The organism is Microbacterium sp. (assembly GCF_041641055.1).
Classification (GTDB): domain Bacteria; phylum Actinomycetota; class Actinomycetes; order Actinomycetales; family Microbacteriaceae; genus Microbacterium.
Window position 1 is genome coordinate 49851 of the sequence record NZ_JBEPZB010000003.1, and the last position, 23951, is coordinate 73801.

Genomic DNA, 23951 nt, shown 5'->3' on the forward strand with positions numbered 1-23951 from the left:
CGGCGGTCCGCTCAGCGGAGCCAGGTGGGTCGTGCGCTCCACGACGGACCGGCTCGTCCGCGTCGCCCAGGGCTTCCTGCAGGCCGAGGGCTTCGAGGAGCGCCCTGACGACTCTGCGGAGCGGTTCGCTGCCGTGAGCGAGGGGTGGGTGACCGCCGTGCTGAGCGTCGGCGCGGAGAAGCCCGCGCGCCGGCGATGGTGGGCGCTGCGATCGAGCGATGTCACGACAGCGCAGGCAGGCCCTCATCCGCAGACCGTGGTGGTGGCAGCCTCCCGTCCTGTCGCGTCCGGGGTGGCTGAGCTGGTCGTCTTCCCCTACGTCTCCGGCGACGCGGACGCCTCGCACGTCGGGGCCGTCGCACCGCGCATCGCGTCCGCGCTCGCCCGCATCACCGAGGCGGCCGGGTCGGAATCCGCGATGCTCTCGCACGAGTCGCTCAGCGAGCCGCCGTCCGACGGCTTCCCGGCCTCTCGGGAGGCTGTGCGTCACGCACTCGGATGGGCTGGTCCCACCCGCTAGACTGGTGGCACCGAGCAACCTTTAACACCGTCCTGTGAGGCGGAGAAGGGAGCGGCTGATGAGTGCACGCACGATTCTGCACGAAGCCGACATCTCGCGGGCTCTGACCCGCATCGCACATGAGATCCTCGAATCCAATCGAGGGGCGGAGAACCTCGTCCTGCTGGGCATCCCGACCCGCGGCGTGACCCTCGCCCGTCGCCTCGCCGCTCTGATCGGCGAGATCTCCCAGACCTCCGTCCCGGTCGGCGCGCTGGATGTCACGATGTTCCGCGACGATCTCGCCAAGCATCCGACCCGATCGCCGCGACCGACCGAGATCCCTCCGGGCGGGATCGACGGCAGGACGATCGTCCTCGTCGACGACGTGCTGTTCTCCGGCCGCAGCATCCGCGCCGCCCTCGACGCGCTCCAGTCGATCGGGCGTCCCTCGGTCGTGCGGCTCGCGATCCTCGTCGATCGCGGGCACCGCGAGCTGCCGATCCGGCCCGACTTCGTCGGCAAGAACATCCCCTCGTCCCGTCAGGAGCGCGTCAACGTGCGCCTGACCGAGGACGACGGGGCCGAGGAGGTGACGATCGAAGCATGAGGCACCTCCTCGACACCCGCACGCTCGATCGCGCGACCGCCCTGCGCATCCTCGATGTCGCCGAGGACATGTCAGACACCCAGTCGCGCGAGGTCAAGAAGCTCCCGACCCTGCGCGGCAAGACCGTGGTCAACCTGTTCTTCGAGGACTCGACCCGCACGCGCATCTCGTTCGAGGCCGCGGCGAAGCGGCTCTCGGCCGACGTCATCAACTTCGCGGCGAAGGGGTCGAGCGTCTCGAAAGGCGAGAGCCTGAAGGACACCGCCCAGACGCTGCAGGCGATGGGAGCGGATGCCGTCGTCATCCGCCACCACGCCTCCGGTGCGCCGCAGACGCTCGCGACGAGCGGCTGGATCTCCGCCGGGGTGGTCAATGCCGGGGACGGCACTCACGAGCATCCGACCCAGGCACTGCTGGACGCGTTCACGATCCGCAAGCGCTTCTTCGGCGCCGAGAGCCGGGGCCGCGATCTCTCCGGCCTGCGGGTCGTCGTGGTGGGGGATGTGCTCCACTCCAGGGTCGCGCGGTCGAACGTGTGGCTTCTCACGACGCTCGGCGCCGAGGTCACCCTGGTCGCGCCGCCGACGCTGGTGCCGCAGAACGTCTCGCTGTGGCCGGTCAGGATCGTCTACGACCTCGATGAGGCGCTGGCCGAGGGCCCGGACGCCGTCATGATGCTGCGCATCCAGCTCGAGCGGATGAGCGCCGCGTATTTCCCCACTGAGCGGGAGTATTCCAGGCGCTGGGGTCTGGACGCACGGCGAGTGGCCGGGCTTCCGGACGGTAGCATTGTGATGCACCCCGGACCCATGAACCGTGGGTTGGAGATCTCCTCCGAAGCCGCCGATTCCCCGCGCTCGACAGTGCTGGAACAGGTGACAAACGGAGTGTCCATCCGCATGGCGGTGCTGTACCTGCTGCTGGCAGGCGAACGAGACGACGAACGAGGGGGAGACCAGTGAGCGAGACCCTCGTCATCACCGGCGCACAGCTTCTCGGCGCACAGAGCGCCGACATCATCGTGGAGAACGGGGTGATCGCCGAGATCGGCTCGGGACTGAGCCGTTCGGGTGCCCGCGTCATCGACGCGGCCGGCCTCGTGGCGCTCCCCGGGCTCGTGGATCTGCACACCCACCTGCGCGAGCCGGGGTATGAGGCCTCCGAGACGATCCTCACCGGTACCAGGGCCGCAGCGGCCGGCGGATTCACCGCGGTGTTCGCGATGCCGAACACCTCACCGGTGGCCGACACGGCAGGCGTGGTCGAGCAGGAGCTGGCACTCGGCGAAGCCGCGGGCTACGCCACCGTGCAGGCGATCGGCGCCGTCACGGTCGGGCAGAAGGGCGAGCGCCTCGCCGAGCTCGGCGCCATGGCGTCGTCGCGCGCTCAGGTGCGCGTGTTCAGCGACGACGGCTTCTGCGTCTTCGACCCGCTGATCATGCGCCGCGCGCTGGAGTACGTGAAGTCGTTCGGCGGAGTGATCGCGCAGCATGCGCAGGATCCCCGCCTCACCGAGGGCGCCCAGATGAACGAGGGCACCGTCTCGGCCGAACTCGGACTCGCCGGATGGCCCGCGGTCGCGGAGGAGTCGATCATCGCGCGTGACGTGCTCCTCGCCGAGCATGTGGGCTCCCGACTGCACGTGTGCCACCTCTCGACGGCAGGCTCGGTCGACATCATCCGCTGGGCCAAGAAGCGGGGCATCGACGTGACTGCGGAGGTCACCCCGCATCACCTGCTGCTCACCGACGAGCTCGTGCGCGGCTACGACGCCCGGTACAAGGTCAACCCGCCGCTGCGTCGCGAGGAGGACGTCCTGGCTGTACGGGAAGGACTCGCCGACGGGACGATCGACATCGTCGCGACCGACCACGCGCCGCACCCCAGCGAGCACAAGTCGTGCGAGTGGCAGGCGGCCGCCAACGGCATGGTAGGTCTCGAGAGCGCTCTGCGCGTCGTGCACCAGTCGATGGTCCAGACGGGTCTCATCGGATGGGACGACGTGGCACGGGTGATGAGCGCCGCACCGGCGCGCATCGGTCGTCTCGTCGGCCACGGCACGCCTCTCGAGGTCGGCGCCCCCGCGCAGCTCACGCTGTACGACACCTCAGTCGCCGGAGTCTTCACGGAGGCCGACCTGCACGGTCGCAGCGCGAACTCGCCGTATCTCGGGCGCGACCTCCCCGGGCGCGTCGAGTACACGGTGCACGGCGGCACGATGACGGTCGACCGCGGCACCGTGGTCGAGGAGCTGGGCGCATGAGCGCTCGGGACATCGCCGTCGCCATCACGATCGGCGCCGCCATCCTCGTGCTGATCGTGATGTTCACGGCCTGGCGACGACGACTCCGACGCGACTCGGGGCTGACCGCACCGCTCGGCGTGCCGGAGCATGCCGAGGTCCTCGATCGGCACGAGGTGCTCTACGTCTCCACGACGAAGCACGATCAGCCGCTCGAGCGGCTGGCGATCCATCCGCTCGCGTACCGCGCCCGCGGCGAGGTCGCGGTCACGGACAGGGGGCTCGCCCTCTGCCTCGACGGAGCGCCCACGGTGTTCCTCGCGTCCTCGCGACTCGAGAGCGTCGGACGGGCCACGGTCACGATCGACCGGGTCGTCGAGCCCGGCGGCCTCGTGCGCGTGGCCTGGGAGGTCGACGGCGGCACGATCGTCGACTCCTACCTCCGTCTGACCGACGGCGACCCGAAGAACTTCATCTCAGAACTGCAGCGACTCGTCCCCGCCCCCGGCGCCAGGGACGACATCGCCACCCCCGACACAGGAGCAACGTCATGACAGCCCTCCCCGAACCCGCAGTCCTCGTCCTCGAAGACGGCACCCGCCACACCGGCCGCGCCTACGGCGCGCTGGGCACCACGATCGGCGAGGTCGTCTTCGCCACCGGCATGTCCGGATACCAGGAGACCCTGACCGACCCGTCCTACGCCGGACAGATCGTGCTGCAGACGGCTCCCCACATCGGCAACACCGGCATGAACGACGAGGACACCGAGTCCCGCCGCATCTGGGTCGCCGGATACATCGTGCGCGACCCCTCGCGCGTCGTCTCGAGCTGGCGGGCCAACGCCTCGCTCGACGAGATCCTGGTGCAGGACGGGATCGTCGGCATCAGCGGCATCGACACCCGCTCGATCACCCGCCACATCCGCTCGGCGGGGTCCATGCGCGGCGGAGTGTTCTCCGGCGAGGCGGCGACGCTCGACGCCGAGGAGCAGCTGCGTCTCGTGCGCGAGGCACCGCAGATGGCCGGTCAGAACCTCTCCGCGCAGGTCTCCGTCGAGACGGCGACCGTGACCGAGGCCGTGGGGGAGAAGGTCGGCAATCTCGCCGTCCTCGACCTCGGGGTCAAGCAGGCCACCGTCGACAACCTCGCCGCTCGCGGGTTCGAGGTGCACGTCCTCCCGCAGGACGTCTCGATCGAGGGCATCCGCGCGATCGAACCCGTCGCGGTCTTCTACTCGAACGGCCCCGGCGATCCCGCAGCCTCCGGCGACCACGTCGAACTGCTGCGCTCGGTGCTCGATGACGGCCTCCCGTTCTTCGGCATCTGCTTCGGCAACCAGCTGCTCGGCCGCGCGCTCGGACTCGGCACCTACAAGCTGCCGTTCGGACACCGCGGCATCAACCAGCCGGTCCTGGACAAGTCCACCGGGCGAGTCGAGATCACCGCGCACAACCACGGGTTCGCCGTGGAGGCACCGCTGGAGGGCTCGTTCGACAGCCCGCACGGCTACGGCAAGGTCGAGGTCAGCCACGTCGGTCTGAACGACAACGTGGTGGAGGGGCTGCGCGCCCTCGACATCCCCGCGTTCTCCGTGCAGTACCACCCGGAGGCGGCCGCAGGCCCGCACGACGCCAACTACCTCTTCGACCGCTTCCGTGACATGGTCATCGCCAGCAAGAAGGACACCAAGTAATGCCCAAGCGCGACGACATCAACTCCGTCCTCGTCATCGGCTCCGGCCCGATCGTCATCGGCCAGGCCTGTGAGTTCGACTACTCCGGCACCCAGGCGTGCCGCGTGCTCCGCGAAGAGGGCGTCAGGGTCATCCTGGTCAACTCGAACCCGGCGACGATCATGACCGATCCGGACTTCGCCGATGCCACCTACATCGAGCCGATCACCTGGCAGGTCATCGAGACGATCATCGCCAAGGAGCGGCCGGACGCGATCCTCCCGACGCTCGGCGGCCAGACCGCTCTGAACGCCGCGATCGAGCTGCACAACCACGGCATCCTCGAGAAGTACGACGTCGAGCTCATCGGCGCGAGCTTCGAGGCGATCAACAAGGGCGAGGACCGCCAGATCTTCAAGCAGCTCGTGCTGGATGCCGGGGCGGACGTCGCCCGCAGCATCATCGCGCACACCATGGACGATCTGCTCGAGGGCGCGGCCGAGCTCGGCTACCCCCTCGTCGTGCGGCCCTCGTTCACGATGGGCGGTCTCGGATCGGGCTTCGCCTACGACGAGGAGGATCTGCGCCGTATCGGCGGCGCGGGCCTGCGCGACTCGCCCACCACCGAGGTGCTCCTCGAGGAGTCGATCCTCGGCTGGAAGGAGTACGAGCTCGAGCTCATGCGCGACACCGCCGACAACACGGTCGTCGTCTGCTCGATCGAGAACGTCGATCCGGTCGGCGTGCACACCGGCGACTCGATCACGGTCGCGCCCGCACTGACCCTGACCGACCGCGAGTACCAGAAGCTGCGCGACATCGGCATCGACATCATCCGGGCCGTCGGAGTGGACACCGGCGGCTGCAACATCCAGTTCGCGGTGGATCCGAGCAACGGTCGCATCATCGTGATCGAGATGAACCCGCGCGTCTCGCGCTCGAGCGCCCTGGCATCCAAGGCGACCGGATTCCCGATCGCCAAGCTCGCCGCGAAGCTGGCACTGGGCTATCGGCTCGACGAGATCCCCAACGACATCACCGGCGTGACCCCGGCGAGCTTCGAGCCCACGCTCGACTACGTCGTGGTGAAGGTGCCCCGTTTCGCGTTCGAGAAGTTCCCGGCGGCGGATGCGACGCTGACCACGACCATGAAGTCGGTCGGCGAGGCGATGGCGATCGGCCGCAACTACGCGACGGCCCTCCAGAAGGCGCTGCGCTCGCTCGAGAAGCGCGGCTCCAGCTTCCACTGGGGCGACGAGCAGCGCTCGATGGAGGAGCTGCTCGAGATCGCGAAGGTCCCGACCGACGGCCGCATCGTCACGCTGCAGCAGGCGCTGCGCAAGGGCGCCACGATCGAGCAGGCCTTCGAGGCGACGGCGATCGACCCGTGGTTCCTCGACCAGATCGTGCTGATCAACGAGGTCGCCGAGATCGTCCGCACCGCTCCGGAGCTCGACGCCGCCACCCTCCGCTACGCGAAGGAGCACGGATTCTCCGACGCGCAGATCGCCGAGCTGCGGGGCGAGAAGGAGGCCGAGATCCGCGGCGTGCGCCACGGCTTCGGCATCCGCCCGGTCTACAAGACGGTCGACACGTGCGCGGGCGAGTTCCCGGCCCTCACGCCGTACCACTACTCGAGCTACGACTTCGAGACCGAGGTCGCGCCGTCGGAGCGCACCAAGGTTGTCATCATCGGCTCCGGCCCGAACCGCATCGGTCAGGGCGTCGAGTTCGACTACTCCTGCGTGCACGCGTCGTTCGCGCTCTCGGATGCGGGCTTCGAGACCGTCATGGTCAACTGCAACCCCGAGACCGTCTCGACCGACTACGACACCTCCGACCGGCTCTACTTCGAGCCGCTGACCCTCGAGGACGTCCTCGAGGTGCTCGACGCGGAGGCGGCGAGCGGAACCATCCTCGGCGTCGTCTGCCAGCTCGGCGGACAGACCCCCCTCGGCCTCGCCAAGGGCATCGAGGCGGCCGGCTACACGGTGCTCGGCACGAGCCCCGAGGCGATCGACATCGCCGAGGAGCGGGAGCTGTTCTCGCAGCTGCTCGACTCCGCAGGCCTCATCGCCCCCCGTCACGGAACCGCGATCGACGCGGACGGCGCGGTCGCGGTGGCCGAGGAGATCGGCTACCCGGTGCTGGTCCGCCCGAGCTTCGTGCTCGGCGGCCGCGGCATGGAGATCGTCTACAGCTCCGAGTCCCTGCGCGAGTACTTCGTGCGCACGGCGGGCGAGGTCATCATCGAGGAGGGCAAGCCGCTCCTCGTGGATCGCTTCCTCGACGACGCGATCGAGCTCGACGTCGACGCGCTGTACGACGGCACCGACCTGTTCATCGGCGGCGTCATGGAGCACCTCGAGGAGGCCGGCATCCACTCCGGCGACTCGAGCTGCACGCTGCCGCCCGTCTCGCTCGGACGCACCGACATCGACCGCGTGCGCGAGGCGACGCTCGCGATCGCGAAGGGCGTCGGGGTGCGCGGTCTGCTGAACGTGCAGTTCGCGATCAGCGCCGGCGTGCTCTACGTCATCGAGGCGAACCCCCGGGCGAGCCGCACGGTGCCCTTCGTCTCCAAGGCGCTGGGCATCCCGATGGCGAAGGCCGCGAGCCGCGTCATGGTGGGAGCGACGATCGCCGAGCTCCGTGCCGAGGGGATGCTCCCCGAGCAGGACGGCTCGCGGGTTCCGCTCGACGCCCCGGTCTCGGTCAAGGAGGCCGTGCTGCCGTTCAAGCGCTTCCGCACCGCCGAGGGCAAGACCGTCGACTCGATCCTCGGACCGGAGATGCGCTCGACCGGCGAGGTCATGGGCATCGACCGCGACTTCCCGACGGCGTTCGCCAAGAGCCAGGCCGCCGCGTACGGCGGGATGCCGACCTCCGGCACCGTGTTCATCTCGGTCGCCGACTCGGACAAGCGCGCCGTGATCCTGCCCGCGCACCGGCTGCAGCAGCTCGGCTTCACGATCGTGGCCACCGAGGGCACCGCTGAGATCCTCTCCCGCAACGGCATCGCGGTGACGGTCGTCGAGAAGTACAGCGAGACTCAGGAGTCGGGCGCCACGAACATCGTCGACCTCATCAACGAGGGCGCCATCGACATCGTCGTGAACACGCCGTCCGGCGGAGCCGCCCGTGCCGACGGCTACGAGATCCGTGCGGCGGCCGTCGCCGCCGACAAGGCGCTCTTCACGACGATGGCCGTGCTCGGTGCGGCGGTCAGCGGCATGGATGCGGCTCACGAGGGCTTCCAGGTGAAGAGCCTGCAGGAGTACGCGCTCGATCGGAAGGCCGCGGTGTGAGCACGCGCTTCGGTGAGCGGGTCCGTGCGGCGGTGTCGTCGCACGGCCCGCTCTGCGTGGGCATCGACCCGCATGCGGCGCTGCTCGCGGTGTGGGGTCTCGGAGACGACGCCGCAGGGGTCCGCGAATTCGGACTGCGCACCGTCGAGGCCGCTGCCGGTCGGGCGGGCATCGTGAAGCCGCAGGTGTCGTTCTTCGAGCGCTTCGGGTCCGCGGGATTCGCGGCCCTCGAGGACGTGCTCTCAGCCGCGCGTGCCGCGGGACTCGTCGTCATCGCCGACGCGAAGCGCGGCGACATCGGATCGACCATGGATGCCTACGCCGCGGCGTGGCTGACACCGGGGTCGTCGCTGGAGGCCGATGCGCTCACCGTCAACCCGTTCCTCGGTGTCGGGGCGCTGGACGGCGCCTTTGACCTCGCCGACCGGCACGGCAAGGGACTGTTCGTGCTGGCGGCGACCAGCAACCCCGAAGCCGAAGTGCTCCAGCGGTCGGTGTCCGAGACGGGGCGCGCCGTATCTGCCGACATCATCTCGGTCGTCTCGGCGCGCAACGCCGAGCACACGGCGCCGGGGGAGTGGGGGAGCTTCGGCTTCGTCATCGGCGCCACCGTGGACTGGACGGATGCCGGCATCGCCGCGTTCGCACCCACGGCGCCCATCCTGGCCCCCGGCTTCGGTGCGCAGGGCGCGAACCCCGCCGACCTGCACCGTCGCTTCGGCTCCATGAGCGGCGCCGTCATCGCGAGTGAGAGCCGCAGTATCCTCTCCGCGGGACCCGCCGGTCTCGCCGCCGCCATCGACGCCCGCGTCGCAGAGTACAGAGAGGTCGGCCGTGGCTGAATCCCGTCCAGTGCCGGAGGTCGACCGCGCAGCCGCGGCACGCAAGGCCGTCGAGCGTCGTCGTGCCCGTGCCTCGCTCAAGCGCGACCTCACGATGCGAGTGGTCACACCGCAGACCGTGCTCGAGCGGGCCACCGCCGACCCGGATTCGGTCGAGGGCTCGATGCGCATCACCGACTTCCTGCTCGCTCTGCCGGCGATCGGGGCCGGCAAGCGGGACCGCATCCTCGACGAGCTGCACATCTCGCCGGTGAAGCGACTGGGCGGTCTCGGTGTGCGTCAGCGCGTGGCGCTCTCGCACTGGCTCGACACCCGCTTCCCGCGCCTCCAGCCGCGGGGAGCGCGCAGCCGCCTGCTCGTGCTCGCCGGTCCGACCGCGGTCGGCAAGGGCACGGTGGCCGCCCACATCCGTGAGCACAATCCGGAGATCCACCTGTCGGTGTCGGCCACCACCCGTGCTCCGCGTCCGGGCGAGATCGACGGCGTGCACTACTACTTCGTCGACGATGCGGAGTTCGATCGGCTGATCGCCGAAGACGAACTGCTCGAGTACGCGGTGGTGCACAACCGCTCGCGCTACGGCACGCCGCGGGCGCCGATCGACGCCGCTCTCGCCGAGGGCAGGACCGTGCTCCTCGAGATCGACCTGCAGGGAGCGCGTCAGGTGCGCAAGGCCGAGCCCGCGGCCACGCTCATCTTCCTGCTCCCTCCCACCTGGGACGAACTCGTGCAGCGACTGGTCGGACGGGGCACCGAGGGCCCGGAGGAACGGGCTCGCCGGCTGCGCACGGCCAAGGTCGAACTGGCCGCTCAGAACGAGTTCGACCACCTCATCGTGAACGAGGACGTCGCCGCCGCCGCCGCAGAGGTCGTAGAATTGTCTTCAAGCTCTGCGCGCTGAGCGTCTTCGCGCGCCTGCTGCACCGTCTTCGCGACGATCCCGTCGCCTGATCAGGAGGTCCCACCATGGCCGGACACCACACCAACGGCATCATCGATCCCCCCATCGACAACCTGCTCGACCGGGTGGACTCGAAGTACGAGCTCGTGATCTACGCGGCCAAGCGCGCCCGTCAGATCAACGACTACTACTCCGACCTGCACGAGGGCAACCTCTTCGACAACGTCGGCCCGCTGGTCGACTCGTCCGTCGAGGACAAGCCGCTCACCATCGCACTCCACGAGATCAACGAGGACAAGCTCCGCCTCCGTCACGCCGAGTGACGTCCGATGACCGCACCGCCGACTGATGTCGGCGGTGCGGTCCATCATGGGAGCCACCCCCTTCCTGCTGCCCGATTCCGTTCTGGAGCCCTGATGAGCGCGCTGCGTCTGTTCACGTCCGAGTCCGTCACCGAGGGCCACCCCGACAAGATCTGCGACCAGATCTCGGACAGCATCCTCGACGGTCTCCTCGCGAAGGACCCGGCCTCCCGTGTCGCGGTCGAGACGCTCGTCACGACCGGTCTCGTGCACGTCGCCGGTGAGATCCGCACCGAGGCCTACGTCGACATTCCCACGATCGTCCGCCAGGTCGTGAACCGCATCGGCTACACGTCGAGCGACACCGGCTTCGACGGCGACTCCTGCGGCGTCAGCATCTCGGTGGGCGAGCAGTCGACCGACATCGCGCACGGTGTCGACAACGCCCAGGAGCACCGCGACGGGAGCTCGATCGATCCGCTCGACGGACTCGGAGCGGGCGACCAGGGGATCATGTTCGGGTTCGCCACGAATGAGACGCCCCAGCTGATGCCGATGGCCGCGTGGACCGCGCACCGCATCGCCGAGCGTCTCACCGAGGTCCGCCGCTCCGGCGTGCTGCCCTTCCTGCGCCCCGACGGCAAGACGCAGGTCACGCTCGGCTACGACGGGTTCACCCCCCAGAGCGTCGACGCGGTCGTGCTGTCGACGCAGCACCACCCCGACATCTCGCAGGACGAGCTCAAGGCACAGGTGCGCCAGCACGTGATCGATCCGATCCTGGCCGAGACGGGACTCGACCTCGACGACATCACGTACTACATCAACCCGGCAGGGCCCTTCGTGACCGGCGGTCCCAAGGGCGATGCCGGACTCACGGGTCGCAAGATCATCATCGACACCTACGGCGGCGCGGCGCGTCACGGCGGGGGCGCGTTCAGCGGCAAGGATCCGTCGAAGGTCGACCGGTCCGGCGCGTACGCGACCCGCTGGGTCGCCAAGAACGCGGTCGCGGCCGGCCTCGCCGACCGACTCGAGGTGCAGGTCGCCTATGCGATCGGGGTCGCCCGTCCGGTCGGGCTGTACGTCGAGACCTTCGGCACCGGCAAGGTGTCCGACGAGGCGATCACGCGGGCGATCGACGAGGTCTTCGACCTGCGCCCGCAGGCCATCATCGATCAGCTCGATCTGCTGCGGCCCATCTACGCCCAGACCGCCGCGTACGGACACTTCGGTCGTGAGCTGCCTGACTTCACCTGGGAGCGCACCGACCGCGCAGAAGAGCTCCGGCGCGCAGCAGGCCTCTGAGTGGCCGGCGGGCCTGAGGGCGTTCCCACGGTCGTGACGGCCGAGAGTCGACGCATCGCGCGTGTGCTCCTGGATTCACCGCTGCCGCAGCTGGACCGGCTGTTCGACTACGCCCTCCCTGCGGAGCTCGGAGACGTGTCGACCGGAGTCCGTGTCCGGGTGCCGCTGCGCACCGCGGGCCGGGTGATCGACGGCTACGTCGTCGAGCTCGACACCGAGGACGATGCCGATCGGCCGCTTTCGGAGGTCGACAGCGTCGTCTCGCCCGTCTCCGTGCTTCCCGACCGCCTGTACCGCCTCGCCCGGCGTGCTGCGGACCGCGCGGCCGGGTCCGCGTCCGACGTGCTCCGTCTGGTGATCCCCAAGCGGCAGGTACGGGTGGAGAAGGCCTGGACGGCGGACGCCGCGGTTCCCGAGCCGAGCGAGTCGGCAGTCGCCGCCGCAGCCGACCTGCTCGCGTCCTACGACGGACTCGACGAGGTGCTGCAGGACGGTGGCCGGGCCGCGGTCGAGGCGATCCCCGTCTTCCATGACGGCGAGCCGGGGTGGGCCGCCCTGCTCGCAGCCAGCGCGGTGCGCGTCCTCGCCTCCGGTCGGTCGAGCATCCTCATCGTGCCCGATCATCGCGACCTCGACCGGCTCCTCGCAGCGTTGGAGGAGGCCGCGCCCGCAGAGTCGGTCGTGCGCTACGACTCGCGCCAGACGAATCCAGACAGGTACCGCTCGTTCCTGCGATCGCTCGAAGAGGCGCCCTGCATCGTGGTGGGCAACCGTTCCGCCGTCTACGCGCCGGTGCAGGCGGGGCTCGTCGCGATCTGGGACGACGGTGATCCGCTCCTCGGCGAGCCGCTCGCCCCGTACATCAACGCGCGCGATGCAGCGCTGCTGCGTCAGGAGCAGGAGAATTCCGCGCTGCTCTTCGTCGGCCACACCCGCACCACCGACGTCGAACGGCTCGTCGCGCACGGCTGGCTGCAGGATGTGCGGGCGGTGCGCCGGGTCCTTCCGCGCGTGATCCTGAGCACTCCGCAGGAGATGGATGCTCCGACAGCGCAGCGGATGCCGTCCTCGGCGTTCCTCTCCGCACGCAACGCCGCGGCCGAGGGACCCGTGCTCGTCCAGGTCTCGCGCCCGGGCTTCGCGCCGTCGCTCGTGTGCGCGGAATGCCGTACACCGGCCAGGTGCGCGCACTGCGGAGGGCCCCTCGGCGCGAAACACCGCGGCGCCGTGCCGGTCTGCGCCTGGTGCGGGCGTGGTGCCAGGGCATGGTCCTGCCCGTCGTGCTCGTCCACCCAGCTGCGATTGGCGTCATCGGGCAGCGAGCGCACAGCGGACGAGCTGGGCAAGGCGTTCCCCGGCATCCGCGTGATCGTCGCCGACGGCGCGCATCCCGTCGAGCGCGTCGCCGACAGACCCGCGTTGATCGTCGCGACGCGTGGTGCGGAACCGCTCGCCGACGGCGGGTATCGCGCGGTGGTCCTGCTGGACGGACCTCGAATGCTCCAGGCCCCCGATCTGCGCATCGGCGAGGCGTGCCTGCGCTGGTGGTCGAACGCCGCGGCCCTCGCGGCGCCCGGCGCGCCCATCCATCTCGTGGGCGTCGACGGGGCCATCGCGCGAGCCCTCGCGACGTGGAGCCATTCCGGGTACGCGCGATCCGAGCTCGCCGAGCGCGCGCCGCTGCACATGCCGCCCGCGGCCAGAGTCGCACTCGTGGAGGGGTCGGCTGCCGCGGTCGGGCGGGCCCTCGTCGCACTCGAGGAGCTGGCTCTGCCGGCGGACGCGGTGCTCGGTCCGGTGCCGATCGAGTCGGACGACTACCCGCCACGTGTCCGTGCACTCGTCCGATTCGAGTACGGCGCCGGAGCACGCGTCGCGGCGACGCTGCGCGCATCCGTCGTCGCAGAGGCCGTGAGCAACCGGCGGGGCCGAGGCAAGTCGACTCGGAGCGCGCTCACGGTTCGCCTCGATATCCTCGATCCAGAGCTCTGATCGCGGATACGCCTCAGCCCTCACCCGATCGCCCCCCGCATCCCTCCGGAGCACCTTCATGCGTCTCGTCTTCGCCGGCACACCGGCCGCAGCCGTCCCCACCCTCCGCCGCCTCGCGGCTGAGCACGAGATCGCGGCGGTCGTCACACGACCGGATGCGCCGCTGGGCCGCAAGCGGGTGCTCACGCCGTCGCCCGTGGCACGGGTGGCCGAGGAACTCGGGCTGCCGGTCATCAAGGCGACTCGTCTCGACGACGACGCGACGGCCGCCATCACGGAGCTCGATGTCGAGCTCGGTGTGATCGTGGCGTACGGCGGACTCGTTCGCGAGCCGCTGCTCTCCGCACCGGCCAAGGGATGGATCAATCTGCATTTCTCGCTCCTCCCGCAGTGGCGCGGTGCAGCGCCGGTGCAGCGCGCGCTGATCAACGGCGACGCGCAGCTGGGCGCCAGCGTGTTCCAGCTCGTTCCCGCGCTGGATGCAGGAGATGTCTTCGCGACGCGGGTCGTCGCTGTCGCTCCCGAGGCCACGGCGGATGCCGCACTCGACGCACTCGCTCTGGATGGCGCCGAGCTGACAGCGGAGGTGGTCGCGGCGATCGCCGACGGCACTGCGCGCGCTGTGCCCCAGGAGGGTGAGGCGTCCCTGGCACCGAAGCTGACTCTCGACGACGGTCTGCTCGATTGGACCCGTCCGCTCAGCGAGGTGTTCGCGCGGTTCCGTGGAGTCACCCCCGAACCGGGCGCCCACACGACCGTCGAGGGGCTCCGCCTGAAGGTGCTGGAGGCCGCTCCCTCGGAGGGCGACGTCGCCCTCGAGCCGGGAGCGTTCACCGCGACCAAGTCCGCTCTCCTCATCGGAACGGGCTCGACACCGCTCGCCGTCACGCGTGTTCAGCCATCGGGCAAGGGAGCGATGAGTGCGGTCGACTGGTGGCGCGGACAGCGCGACACCGAGAACCTGCGAGCCGGCGCGTGAGCGGGGAGCGGGGCGACGGCGTACGTCGCGAGCCGCGTCGCGGCGACTCCGGCCGCGGATCCCGTTCGGGACCGCGCACGCCGCGTGATCAACGTCCGCGTGACGGCCAGGCTCGGGGCGGAAAGCGCGAAGGACAGCCCCGCGGCCCCCAGCGGACAGTGCAGCCCGCACGCCGCGTGGCCTACGACGTGCTGCGTGCCGTGTCGGAGTCGGATGCCTACGCGAACCTGATCCTCCCTCCCGCGATCGCCGAGGCGGGACTCACACCGCAGGATGCGGCGCTGGCCACCGAGCTCGCCTACGGCACCCTGCGGCGCAGGGGCACGTACGACGCGATCATCGCGTCCGCGGCCGACCGCCCGGCCGACGAGATCGACCCCGCGGTGCTCGATGCGCTGCGCCTCGCGACGCATCAGCTGCTCGCGACCAGGGTCGCCTCGCACGCCGCGGTCAACGAGTCGGTGAATCTGGTCGCGGCGACGCAGGGGCGCGGAGCGTCGAGCTTCGCGAATGCCGTCCTGCGGCGGATCTCGCGAGAGACGCCGGGGGAGTGGGAGACGCGGATCGAGGCATCCGCCCGCTCCGACGACGAGAGACTGGCGCTGCGTTCGGCGCATCCGGTCTGGGTGATCAGGGCGCTGCGCCGCGCTCTGGCCGCCGAGGGCAGGGCCGACGAGCTGGATGCGCTTCTGGATGCCGACAACGCCTCGCCCGAGGTCACGCTCGTGGCGCTCCCCGGACTCGCCGAACCGGGGGAGCCCCGGCGCCCGTACGCTCCCACCGCCTATGGGTCTCCGGGTGGGGATCCGCATCGCCTCATCGCCGACACCGGCGGCACCGTGCGCGTGCAGGACGAGGGGTCGCAGCTGGTCGCCCTGGCGCTGGCCGCGGCGGCTCCGATCGCTGAGGGCGAGCGGTGGCTCGATCTCTGCGCGGGGCCAGGAGGCAAGACGGCACTGCTCGCGTCGATCGCCCGTCAGCACGAGGTGACTCTCGAGGCGAACGAGGTGGTGCCGACCAGGGCACGGCTGGTGCGCAATGCGCTGCGGGCGGTGCCGGGCGACGTGGTCGTGCACGAGGAGGACGGCCGCTCGTTCGGCACCACGCACGCTGATGCCTTCGACCGCATCCTCGTCGACGCCCCGTGCACCGGCCTCGGTGCGCTGCGCCGTCGTCCCGAGGCGCGCTGGCGCAAGACGCCCGCCGATGTGGCCGAGCTCGTGCCGCTCCAGGTCGAGCTGCTGCAGTCCGCTCTCGCCGCCGTCGCTCCGGGCGGGATCGTCGCGTACGTGACCTGCTCGCCGCACCTCGCCGAGACGACGGGCGTCGTGCAGGAGGTGCTCCGTGGCCGCGACGACGTGATCGAGCTCGACGCCCGCGCGGTCCTCTCCTCCGTGGTGTCCTCGCCCATCGACCTCGCGGAGGACGGCACCGGCCGAGTGCAGCTGTGGCCGCACCGCCACGGCACCGATGCGATGTTCCTCGCGCTGCTGCAGCGCACCGGCACGGAACAGCCCACCGCGGGCGCAGAAGAAGGAGACTAGACACGTGGACCTGCCCCGCGCACCGCGCATCAACCCCAGCATCCTGGCCGCCGACTTCGTCAACATGCAGCGTGATCTCGCGAAGATCGCCACTGCGGACTTCGCGCACGTCGATGTGATGGACAACCATTTCGTGCCGAACCTCACGTTCGGCCCCCAGATGGTGGAGCGGATCCAGGCGACGAGCCCCATCCCGCTCGACGTGCATCTGATGATCACCGAACCCGAACGCTGGGCGCCCGCGTACGCGGAGCTGGGCGCTGCGAGCGTGACGTTCCATCTCGAGGCCGCGGCAGATCCGATCTCGCTCGCGAGGACGCTGCGTGGCATCGGCGCTCGTGCCGGCGTCGCGATCAAGCCGGACACCCCCGCTGAGGGGCTCTACAGCGTGCTCGAGGAGTTCGACCAGATCCTCGTGATGACGGTCGAACCCGGCTTCGGGGGTCAGGGCTTCATGCCCGAGACGATGCCGAAGCTGCGCGCCCTCGCCGACGAGGCGAAGCGCCGGGGCTCGAACGTGTGGCTGCAGGTCGACGGCGGCATCTCGGACGCGACGATCGAGGCTGCGGCAGCCGCGGGCGCCGACACCTTCGTCGCGGGCTCCGCCGTGTACGGTGCGGATGACGTCGAGGCGGCCGTCACCCGGCTCAGAGACCGCGCCAGAGCCGCTAGCCTGGAATCGTGAAGACTTTCGACGAGCTGTTCGCCGAGCTCAGCGTCAAGGCCGAGACCCGTCCAGAGGGATCGGGCACTGTCGCGGAGCTCGACGGCGGCGTGCACACGATCGGCAAGAAGATCGTCGAAGAGGCCGCCGAGGTGTGGATGGCATCCGAGTACGAGTCGGATGACGCCGCTGCCGAGGAGATCTCACAGCTGCTGTACCACGTGCAGGTGATGATGATCGCGAAGGGCCTGAGCCTGCAGGACGTCTACCGACATCTGTGAAGCGCCCCGCCCCACTCGCTTCGATCCGAAGGCTCTCCATGCTGCGCATTGCTGTTCCCAACAAGGGCTCTCTCTCCGAGACGGCCGCCGACATGCTCGCCGAGGCCGGTTACACCGGCCGACGTGACCCCAAGACCCTCCACGTCGTCGACAGCGACAACGACGTCGAGTTCTTCTACCTCCGCCCGAAGGACATCGCCACCTACGTCGGCTCCGGTGCGATCGATGTGGGCATCACGGGTCGCGACCTGCTCCTCGACGCACGGATGCCCGGTGCACGCGAGGTCGAGGCACTCGGCTTCGCCGGGTCCACCTTCCGCTTCGCCGCCCCGGCCGGCCGCTACACCGACGTGTCGGAGCTCGACGGGCTCCGCATCGCGACCTCGTACCCCGGCCTCGTGGACGCCTTCCTCGACGAACGAGGCATCGCGGTCGATCTCGTGCCGCTGGACGGAGCCGTGGAGTCCGCTGTCCGCCTCGGCGTCGCGGACGCGGTCGCCGACGTCGTCGAGACCGGCACGACGCTGCGTCAGGCGGGACTCGACGTGTTCGGACCGGTGATCCTGCAGTCCGAGGCCGTCCTGATCGCCGGGCCGCACGACGCCGACGGCTCCGAGACGCTGCTCCGGCGCCTGCGCGGGGTAATGGTCGCGCGGCGCTTCGTGATGATCGACTACGACCTGCCGCTCGCGCTGCTCGATGATGCGGTGAAGATCGCCGGCGGCGTCGAGTCGCCGACCGTGTCGCCGCTGCGCGACCCGGAATGGGTGGCGGTGCGGGTGATGGTGGCCCGCGCCAGGGTGAACCCCGTGATGGATGCGCTGTACGCCCTGGGCGCGCGCGCGATCCTCGTCACGGCCATCCACAACGCGAGGCTGTGATGACGCTCGCCAGCCGCGTCATCCCGTGCCTCGACGTCGCCGAGGGACGCGTTGTGAAGGGCGTGAACTTCGAGAACCTGCGCGACATGGGCGATCCGGTCGAGCTCGCCCGGCACTACGCCGCGCAGGGCGCTGACGAGATCACGTTCCTCGACGTGACGGCCACGGTCGACGCCCGCGCGACGACATACGACGTCGTCCAGCGAACCGCCGAGCAGGTCTTCGTCCCCCTCACCGTCGGCGGGGGAGTGCGCAGCGTCGACGACGTCGCCCGGCTGCTCGCGGTCGGCGCCGACAAGGTCGGCGTCAACTCCGCCGCCATCGCCAGGCCGGAGCTGATCGGCGAGATCGCCGACCGCTTCGGCGCGCAGGTGCTCGTCCTCTCGCTCGACGTCAAGCGCGCAGGGACGACCGCCTCCGGGTTCGTGGTGACCACCCACGGCGGACGCACCCAGACGACGCTCGATGCGCTCGACTGGGCGCGTGAGGCCGCAGAGCGAGGTGCAGGCGAGCTGCTGGTCAACTCGATCGACGCCGACGGCACGCGCGACGGCTTCGACCTCGAGCTCGTCGCGCTGATGCGCGAGGCGGCCTCCGTGCCGGTCATCGCCTCGGGCGGCGCGGGCAAGGCCTCGGACTTCGCGCCCGCGATCAAGGCCGGAGCGGATGCCGTGCTGGCCGCCAGCGTGTTCCACACCGGCGCGCTCACGGTCGGAGATGTCAAGGACGCGCTGCGCGCGGAGGGAGTGCTGGTCCGATGAGCGACATCGAGGAGCGCATCGCGGGTGTCGCGTTCAACGACGACGGCCTCGTCCCCGTGATCGTCCAGCAGTGGGACACCGCTGAGGTCCTCATGCTCGCCTGGGTGGATGCCGAGGCGCTGCGTCGCACGCTCACCACCGGTCGCGCCGTCTACTGGTCGCGCTCACGTCAGGAGTACTGGCGCAAGGGAGACACCTCCGGTCACATCCAGGTGGTCCGCGAGGCGCGGCTGGACTGCGACGGCGACGCCATCCTGCTGCGGGTCGAGCAGACCGGACCCGCGTGCCACACGGGCACCCGCACGTGCTTCGACACCACAGACCTCGAAGCCGTCGACGGAAGCGCGACGGCATGACCCTCGCACGCCGCGGCCGCTCCATCGCCGTCTCCGGATTCCTCCTGTCCGGCGCGATCGGCATCATCTCGTCCACCCAGACCTGGCTGACGGTGGAGCGGGCCGATGCCGGTGAGGCGATCCTCGTGCCCGGCGCCTCCGCGCTTCCCCTCCTCGCGCCGCTCAGCCTCGCCGTGCTCGCGCTCGGCGTCGCACTGTCGATCATCGGCCCGGTGCTGCGCCTCGTCTTCGGGGTGCTGGCGACGGCCGCGTCGCTGTTCCTCGGCTGGACGACGCTGCAGCTGCTCCTCACCGAGCCGCTGCGGGCCGTCACCCCGACGGTCACCGAGACGACCGGTCTCGCCGGGAGCGCCGCCATCGCCGACGTCGTGGCGGGGATCGAGCTCTCGCCCTGGCCCGTCGTCACGCTCGTGGGCTGGGTGCTGCTGCTCGCGGCATCCGTCGTCGTGCTCCTCACCTGGCGCCGCTGGAAGTCAGGCGGCCGCCGGTATCGCACGGATGCCGCGCACGTCGAGGCATCCGCCGGACCCGTCGATGCGATCGATTCCTGGGACGACCTGTCCCGCGGAACCGACCCGACACGCTGACCCCGATAGACTGAATCCGATCCCGCACGTCGTCCCCGGAGGAGACCATGACCAACCCGATCGCTGACCCCGGCCACGGACACTCGCCTGCGGCATGGACGGGCGTCATCATCATGCTCGCCGGCTTCACGATCGGCACGCTGGCCTTCTGCCTCGCCGCGTTCAGCCCCATCTGGGTCCCTGTGATCTGGGTGGGCGCCGCGATCGTCCCGATCGGCGCGCTCGTGGGCTGGCTCCTGTCGAGGGCCGGCTACGGCGTGAAGGGTCCCAAGTACTCGCCGAAGGCGCACTAATGGTGCTCGCCGACCTCACGGCCGGCGCAGTCGCAGACGCAGAGCGTCGCGCTCTCACCCGGCCGCTGGCCGAGGTCGAGCGCGACGCTCTCTCGCGACCGGCCGCCAAGGACGCGCTGGCGTTCCTCGCCCCGACCGAGCGCGTGAAGATCATCGCCGAGGTCAAGCGCGCCAGTCCCTCGCGCGGCGCCCTCGCCGAGATCCCCGATCCCGCACTCCAGGCCTCGCTGTACGAGACCGGTGGCGCGTCCGCGATCAGCGTCCTCACCGAGGAGCGCCGTTTCGGCGGCAGTCTCGCCGACCTCGAGGCCGTCACGGCTCGCGTGTCCCTCCCGGTGCTGCGCAAGGACTTCATCGCGAACCGCTACCAGGTGCTCGAGGCCCGCGCCGCCGGTGCCGATCTCGTGCTGCTCATCGTCGCGGGACTCGAGCCCGCTGTACTGCAGGATCTGTTCGGCTTCATCACCGAGCTCGGCATGACGCCGTTGGTCGAGACGCACTCGGCGGACGAGCTCGAGGTCGCGATCGATCTCGGTGCGCCGCTGATCGGCGTGAACGCCCGTGATCTCACGACCCTCGAGCTCGACCGCGACCTTTTCGGACGCCTGGTCGACCGCATCCCGGATTCGGCGATCAAGATCGCGGAATCCGCCGTTCTCACCCCTGCAGACGTCACGCACTACCGCTCTGCGGGTGCGGACGTCGTCCTGATCGGGGAGGCGCTCGTCACGGGCGACCCGGTCGCCACTCTCAAGAGCTTCCTGGAGGCGTGATGAGCCTGCGAGACCAGCACGGACCCCTGTTCGGCGAGTACGGCGGGCGCTACATGCCCGAGTCGCTGATCGCCGCGATCGACGAGCTCTCCGCGGCGTACGCGGATGCGATCGTCGACCCCGCCTTCCGCGCCGAGCTGGCGTCGCTGCTCAGCTCCTACGCCGGCCGCCCGTCGCCGCTGACCGAGGTGGCCCGCTTCGCCGAGCACGCCGGCGGTGCGCGGGTCTACCTCAAGCGCGAGGACCTGAACCACACCGGGTCGCACAAGATCAACAACGTGCTCGGACAGGCGCTGCTCACCAAGCGCCTGGGCAAGACGCGCGTGATCGCCGAGACGGGCGCCGGTCAGCACGGCGTCGCCACGGCCACGGCCGCAGCCCTGTTCGGACTCGATTGCACGATCTACATGGGCGAGGTCGACACCGAGCGGCAGGCGCTGAATGTCGCGCGCATGCGGCTGCTCGGAGCAGAGGTGGTCGCGGTGACCTCGGGGTCCCGCACGCTGAAGGACGCGATCAACGACGCCTATCGCGACTGGGTCGCCACGGTCGAGACCACCAACTACATCTTCGGGACGGCGGCGGGTCCGCATCCGTTCCCCGCCATGGTGCGCGACTTCCAGAAGATCATCGGCGAAGAGGCGCGGCAGCAGCTGCTCGACGAGGTCGGCCGGCTGCCCGATGCGGTCATCGCGTGCGTCGGCGGCGGCTCGAACGCGATCGGCATGTTCGACGCGTTCCTCGACGACGAGGGTGTGAAGCTCTACGGTGTCGAGGCCGCAGGCGACGGTGTGGACACCCCCCGTCACGCCGCCTCGATCGAGCGCGGTCGCCCCGGCATCCTGCACGGCTCGAAGACCTACGTGCTGCAGGACGAAGACGGCCAGACGATCGAGTCGCACTCGATCTCCGCCGGTCTCGACTACCCGGGCGTCGGACCCGAGCACTCCTGGCTCGCCGACATCGGACGCGCCGAGTACATCCCGGCGACCGACGACGAGGCGATGCAGGCACTGCGTCTGCTGAGCCGCACCGAGGGGATCATCCCTGCGATCGAGTCCGCCCACGCCCTCGCCGGCGCCCTGCGCCTCGGACGCGAGATGGGGCCGGACGCCGTGCTCGCCATCTGCCTCTCCGGGCGCGGCGACAAGGACATGGACACCGCCGCCCGCTACTTCGACCTGTACGACGCCGCCGCGCTCGAACACGACGTGAACGAGGAGAGCGCGGCCGAAGAGGCCGCCTCGAAGGGGGAGCCGGAGCTGTGAGCCGCGTGGAAGAGGTCATCGCCGCCGCGCACGCCGCCGGGCGCAGTGTCTTCGTCGGGTATCTCCCGGTCGGATTCCCCGACCTCGAGACCAGCATCCGGGCTGCGATCACCCTAGCCGAGAACGGCGTCGACATCATCGAACTCGGCCCGCCCTACAGCGACCCGGTGATGGACGGCGCGGTGATCCAGGAGGCGACGACCGCCGCTCTCGCCAACGGATTCAAGATGAAGGATCTGTTCACCGCCGTGCGGGCGATCACCGAGGCGACCGACGTCCCCGTCCTCGTGATGACGTACTGGAACCCCGTCTTCCAGTACGGGGTCGATCGCTACGCCGACGATCTGCTCGCGGCCGGAGGTGCGGGACTGATCACGCCCGACATCACCCCGGACGTCGCAGGGGAGTGGATCGCCGCCAGCGAGCGCACCGGACTCGACCGGGTCTTCCTCGCCGCACCGACCTCGTCGGACGAGCGCCTCGATCTCGTCGTGAAGTCCTCCACCGGGTTCGTCTACACGGTCTCGACCATGGGCATCACGGGCGAGCGCGCCGAGCTCGACCGCGCGGCCCGCACCCTCGTCGCCCGCCTGCGCGAGCACGGCGTGACCCGCGCGTGCGTCGGCATCGGGATCTCGACCGCCGAGCAGATCGCCGGCGTCTCCGAATACGCGGACGGCGCGATCGTCGGCACCGCACTCGTCCGAGCCCTCCGAGACGGCGGCATCCCCGCCCTCGCCGAGGTCACCCGCACCCTGGCCGTCGGCACGTCGTCGTCGCGCCCCGTACACGAGAACTAGAATCGCACTCATGTCCCTCGCGCTCCACAGCACCTTCACCGGCGTGCTCGCCAGCATCCCGAGCCCTCCCGTCGCCTATATCGACGTCTGGCCGGGGCTCCGCATCCACTTCTACGCCCTCTGCATCATCGCCGGCATCATCGCCGCCGTGCTGCTGACGAACCACCGTCTGACCCGCCGCGGCGCAGAGCCGTGGGTCGTGATCGACATCTCGATCCTCGCGGTCCCGCTGGCCATCATCGGCGCGCGCATCTTCCACGTCCTCACGCACCCGAACTTCTACTTCGGCGAGGGCAAGAACACCTGGAACCCGTTCGAGCCCGGCTCCGTCTGGGCGATCTGGGAGGGTGGCATCGCCATCTTCGGCGCCCTCATCGGCGGCGCTGTCGGTGCGTACCTGGGATGCCGCTGGACCGGCATCCGCTTCTGGACCTTCGCTGACGCTCTTGCCCCCGGCCTGCTGCTCGCGCAGGCGATGGGCCGCTTCGGCAACTGGTTCAACAAGGAGCTCTACGGGCTCCCCACCGATCTGCCCTGGGGCCTGGAGATCCCCTCAGACAACTCGGCGTTCCCCCCTGGACTGCCCGAGGGGACCCTGTTCCACCCGACTTTCCTCTACGAGGTGCTCTGGAACGGCCTCGGCGTGATCGTCCTGCTCTGGCTCAGCCGCAAGGCGACCTCGCTGCAGTGGGGACGCCTGTTCGCGATCTACCTGATCTGGTACAGCGCAGGTCGCGTAGTCTGGGAGTCGATCCGCATCGACCCGAGCGAGATCATCCTGGGCCTGCGCAGCAACGTCTGGGCCTCGATCATCGGCATCGTCGTCGGACTCGTCATCCTCGTGGTGCAGACCCGTCGTCACCCCGGACTCGAGCCGTCCCCGTATCAGCCGGGCCGCGGACGGACCGACCTCGACGCTGATGTAGAATCGCAGAACAATCCCTCCGACTTCGTGGACCTGAGTGAGCCTCCGTCCGAAGAAGTCGCCGCAGGAGCCAGCGCCACAAGCACCGCTCCCACGGACACGGAAAGCTCTCGATAGCAGACCGGTCCGTGAGGACCCCATCGCATCCGCCCGGCCAATG

Annotated in this window: 25 protein-coding genes; all 25 read left to right on the forward strand. The window is 70.0% G+C overall.

The annotated features are described in order from the left end of the window. Nucleotides 1–31: 31 nt before the first annotated feature. The 25 genes from ACESK8_RS02695 (at nt 32) to lgt (ending at nt 23908) form a co-directional block, all read left to right on the forward strand. Nucleotides 32–520 carry a hypothetical protein gene (locus ACESK8_RS02695; protein WP_372967143.1) on the forward strand — a complete coding sequence of 163 codons (489 nt, stop codon included), beginning with the start codon at nt 32–34 and terminating at the stop codon, nt 518–520. 58 nt (nt 521–578) lie between these two features. Next, the gene (gene pyrR / locus ACESK8_RS02700) at nt 579–1109 is read left to right on the forward strand and encodes a bifunctional pyr operon transcriptional regulator/uracil phosphoribosyltransferase PyrR (RefSeq protein WP_372967144.1); all 531 of its coding nucleotides are present in this window, start codon (nt 579–581) and stop codon (nt 1107–1109) included. Then, the gene (locus tag ACESK8_RS02705; protein WP_372967145.1) at nt 1106–2071 is read left to right on the forward strand and encodes an aspartate carbamoyltransferase catalytic subunit; all 966 of its coding nucleotides are present in this window, start codon (nt 1106–1108) and stop codon (nt 2069–2071) included. The genes pyrR and ACESK8_RS02705 overlap by 4 nt, the downstream gene beginning before the upstream one ends. Continuing rightward, nucleotides 2068–3372, forward strand: coding sequence for a dihydroorotase (locus tag ACESK8_RS02710; protein WP_372967146.1), 1305 nt, complete (start codon nt 2068–2070; stop codon nt 3370–3372). The genes ACESK8_RS02705 and ACESK8_RS02710 overlap by 4 nt, the downstream gene beginning before the upstream one ends. Beyond that, complete coding sequence (locus ACESK8_RS02715; RefSeq protein ID WP_372967147.1) at nt 3369–3905, forward strand: hypothetical protein; 537 nt, start codon at nt 3369–3371, stop codon at nt 3903–3905. The genes ACESK8_RS02710 and ACESK8_RS02715 overlap by 4 nt, the downstream gene beginning before the upstream one ends. Then, entirely contained in the window at nt 3902–5047 is a 1146-nt protein-coding gene (gene carA, locus ACESK8_RS02720; protein ID WP_372967148.1) for a glutamine-hydrolyzing carbamoyl-phosphate synthase small subunit, read from the forward strand. Before ACESK8_RS02715 ends, carA begins: the two co-directional genes overlap by 4 nt. Further along, nucleotides 5047–8334: a carbamoyl-phosphate synthase large subunit gene (gene carB / locus ACESK8_RS02725; protein ID WP_372967149.1), complete on the forward strand. Its 3288-nt coding sequence runs from the start codon at nt 5047–5049 to the stop codon at nt 8332–8334. Before carA ends, carB begins: the two co-directional genes overlap by 1 nt. Beyond that, entirely contained in the window at nt 8331–9176 is an 846-nt protein-coding gene (pyrF, locus tag ACESK8_RS02730) for an orotidine-5'-phosphate decarboxylase (RefSeq protein WP_372967150.1), read from the forward strand. The genes carB and pyrF overlap by 4 nt, the downstream gene beginning before the upstream one ends. Further along, entirely contained in the window at nt 9169–10077 is a 909-nt protein-coding gene (gmk, locus tag ACESK8_RS02735; protein ID WP_372967151.1) for a guanylate kinase, read from the forward strand. Before pyrF ends, gmk begins: the two co-directional genes overlap by 8 nt. Before the next feature lie 65 nt (nt 10078–10142). Then, the gene (rpoZ, locus tag ACESK8_RS02740; RefSeq protein ID WP_042536631.1) at nt 10143–10400 is read left to right on the forward strand and encodes a DNA-directed RNA polymerase subunit omega; all 258 of its coding nucleotides are present in this window, start codon (nt 10143–10145) and stop codon (nt 10398–10400) included. 93 nt (nt 10401–10493) lie between these two features. Further along, complete coding sequence (gene metK, locus ACESK8_RS02745) at nt 10494–11687, forward strand: methionine adenosyltransferase (RefSeq protein ID WP_372967152.1); 1194 nt, start codon at nt 10494–10496, stop codon at nt 11685–11687. Further along, on the forward strand, nt 11688–13679 hold the full coding sequence (locus tag ACESK8_RS02750; RefSeq protein ID WP_372967153.1) for a primosomal protein N': 1992 nt from the start codon (nt 11688–11690) through the stop codon (nt 13677–13679). It begins immediately after the preceding gene. Nucleotides 13680–13737: 58 nt separating this feature from the next. Continuing rightward, nucleotides 13738–14658 (forward strand): methionyl-tRNA formyltransferase, encoded by a 921-nt coding sequence (gene fmt, locus ACESK8_RS02755; RefSeq protein ID WP_372967154.1) that lies wholly within the window; start codon nt 13738–13740, stop codon nt 14656–14658. Nucleotides 14659–14834: 176 nt separating this feature from the next. After that, on the forward strand, nt 14835–16202 hold the full coding sequence (locus tag ACESK8_RS02760; RefSeq protein ID WP_372967155.1) for an RsmB/NOP family class I SAM-dependent RNA methyltransferase: 1368 nt from the start codon (nt 14835–14837) through the stop codon (nt 16200–16202). 4 nt (nt 16203–16206) lie between these two features. Beyond that, the gene (gene rpe / locus ACESK8_RS02765; protein ID WP_372967156.1) at nt 16207–16887 is read left to right on the forward strand and encodes a ribulose-phosphate 3-epimerase; all 681 of its coding nucleotides are present in this window, start codon (nt 16207–16209) and stop codon (nt 16885–16887) included. Next, on the forward strand, nt 16884–17147 hold the full coding sequence (locus ACESK8_RS02770; protein WP_056417561.1) for a phosphoribosyl-ATP diphosphatase: 264 nt from the start codon (nt 16884–16886) through the stop codon (nt 17145–17147). The genes rpe and ACESK8_RS02770 overlap by 4 nt, the downstream gene beginning before the upstream one ends. Nucleotides 17148–17185: 38 nt before the next feature. Beyond that, on the forward strand, nt 17186–18028 hold the full coding sequence (hisG, locus tag ACESK8_RS02775; protein ID WP_372967157.1) for an ATP phosphoribosyltransferase: 843 nt from the start codon (nt 17186–17188) through the stop codon (nt 18026–18028). Beyond that, nucleotides 18028–18789 carry an imidazole glycerol phosphate synthase subunit HisF gene (gene hisF, locus ACESK8_RS02780; protein ID WP_372967158.1) on the forward strand — a complete coding sequence of 254 codons (762 nt, stop codon included), beginning with the start codon at nt 18028–18030 and terminating at the stop codon, nt 18787–18789. The genes hisG and hisF overlap by 1 nt, the downstream gene beginning before the upstream one ends. Continuing rightward, complete coding sequence (gene hisI / locus ACESK8_RS02785) at nt 18786–19145, forward strand: phosphoribosyl-AMP cyclohydrolase (RefSeq protein ID WP_372967159.1); 360 nt, start codon at nt 18786–18788, stop codon at nt 19143–19145. Before hisF ends, hisI begins: the two co-directional genes overlap by 4 nt. Next, a complete protein-coding gene (locus ACESK8_RS02790) occupies nt 19142–19732 on the forward strand; it encodes a Trp biosynthesis-associated membrane protein (RefSeq protein WP_372967160.1) in 591 nt (196 codons plus the stop codon). The genes hisI and ACESK8_RS02790 overlap by 4 nt, the downstream gene beginning before the upstream one ends. A gap of 47 nt (nt 19733–19779) precedes the next feature. Beyond that, complete coding sequence (locus tag ACESK8_RS02795) at nt 19780–20025, forward strand: DUF6704 family protein (protein ID WP_372967161.1); 246 nt, start codon at nt 19780–19782, stop codon at nt 20023–20025. 2 nt (nt 20026–20027) lie between these two features. Beyond that, on the forward strand, nt 20028–20798 hold the full coding sequence (trpC, locus tag ACESK8_RS02800) for an indole-3-glycerol phosphate synthase TrpC (protein ID WP_372967281.1): 771 nt from the start codon (nt 20028–20030) through the stop codon (nt 20796–20798). Further along, the gene (gene trpB / locus ACESK8_RS02805) at nt 20798–22066 is read left to right on the forward strand and encodes a tryptophan synthase subunit beta (RefSeq protein ID WP_372967162.1); all 1269 of its coding nucleotides are present in this window, start codon (nt 20798–20800) and stop codon (nt 22064–22066) included. The genes trpC and trpB overlap by 1 nt, the downstream gene beginning before the upstream one ends. Next, nucleotides 22063–22866 carry a tryptophan synthase subunit alpha gene (trpA, locus tag ACESK8_RS02810; RefSeq protein WP_372967163.1) on the forward strand — a complete coding sequence of 268 codons (804 nt, stop codon included), beginning with the start codon at nt 22063–22065 and terminating at the stop codon, nt 22864–22866. The genes trpB and trpA overlap by 4 nt, the downstream gene beginning before the upstream one ends. Before the next feature lie 10 nt (nt 22867–22876). Beyond that, the gene (gene lgt / locus ACESK8_RS02815; protein ID WP_372967164.1) at nt 22877–23908 is read left to right on the forward strand and encodes a prolipoprotein diacylglyceryl transferase; all 1032 of its coding nucleotides are present in this window, start codon (nt 22877–22879) and stop codon (nt 23906–23908) included. The last annotated feature ends 43 nt before the right edge of the window (nt 23909–23951 follow it).

Coding starts and splice junctions, on each gene's coding strand:
- lgt (WP_372967164.1), top strand. CDS start 22,877: ATGTCCCTCGCGCTCCACAGCACCTTCACCGGCGTGCTCGCCAGCATC.
- metK (WP_372967152.1), top strand. CDS start 10,494: ATGAGCGCGCTGCGTCTGTTCACGTCCGAGTCCGTCACCGAGGGCCAC.
- carA (WP_372967148.1), top strand. CDS start 3,902: ATGACAGCCCTCCCCGAACCCGCAGTCCTCGTCCTCGAAGACGGCACC.
- ACESK8_RS02795 (WP_372967161.1), top strand. CDS start 19,780: ATGACCAACCCGATCGCTGACCCCGGCCACGGACACTCGCCTGCGGCA.
- hisI (WP_372967159.1), top strand. CDS start 18,786: ATGAGCGACATCGAGGAGCGCATCGCGGGTGTCGCGTTCAACGACGAC.
- ACESK8_RS02705 (WP_372967145.1), top strand. CDS start 1,106: ATGAGGCACCTCCTCGACACCCGCACGCTCGATCGCGCGACCGCCCTG.
- carB (WP_372967149.1), top strand. CDS start 5,047: ATGCCCAAGCGCGACGACATCAACTCCGTCCTCGTCATCGGCTCCGGC.
- ACESK8_RS02790 (WP_372967160.1), top strand. CDS start 19,142: ATGACCCTCGCACGCCGCGGCCGCTCCATCGCCGTCTCCGGATTCCTC.
- pyrR (WP_372967144.1), top strand. CDS start 579: ATGAGTGCACGCACGATTCTGCACGAAGCCGACATCTCGCGGGCTCTG.
- trpB (WP_372967162.1), top strand. CDS start 20,798: ATGAGCCTGCGAGACCAGCACGGACCCCTGTTCGGCGAGTACGGCGGG.
- rpoZ (WP_042536631.1), top strand. CDS start 10,143: ATGGCCGGACACCACACCAACGGCATCATCGATCCCCCCATCGACAAC.
- hisG (WP_372967157.1), top strand. CDS start 17,186: ATGCTGCGCATTGCTGTTCCCAACAAGGGCTCTCTCTCCGAGACGGCC.
- ACESK8_RS02715 (WP_372967147.1), top strand. CDS start 3,369: ATGAGCGCTCGGGACATCGCCGTCGCCATCACGATCGGCGCCGCCATC.
- hisF (WP_372967158.1), top strand. CDS start 18,028: ATGACGCTCGCCAGCCGCGTCATCCCGTGCCTCGACGTCGCCGAGGGA.
- fmt (WP_372967154.1), top strand. CDS start 13,738: ATGCGTCTCGTCTTCGCCGGCACACCGGCCGCAGCCGTCCCCACCCTC.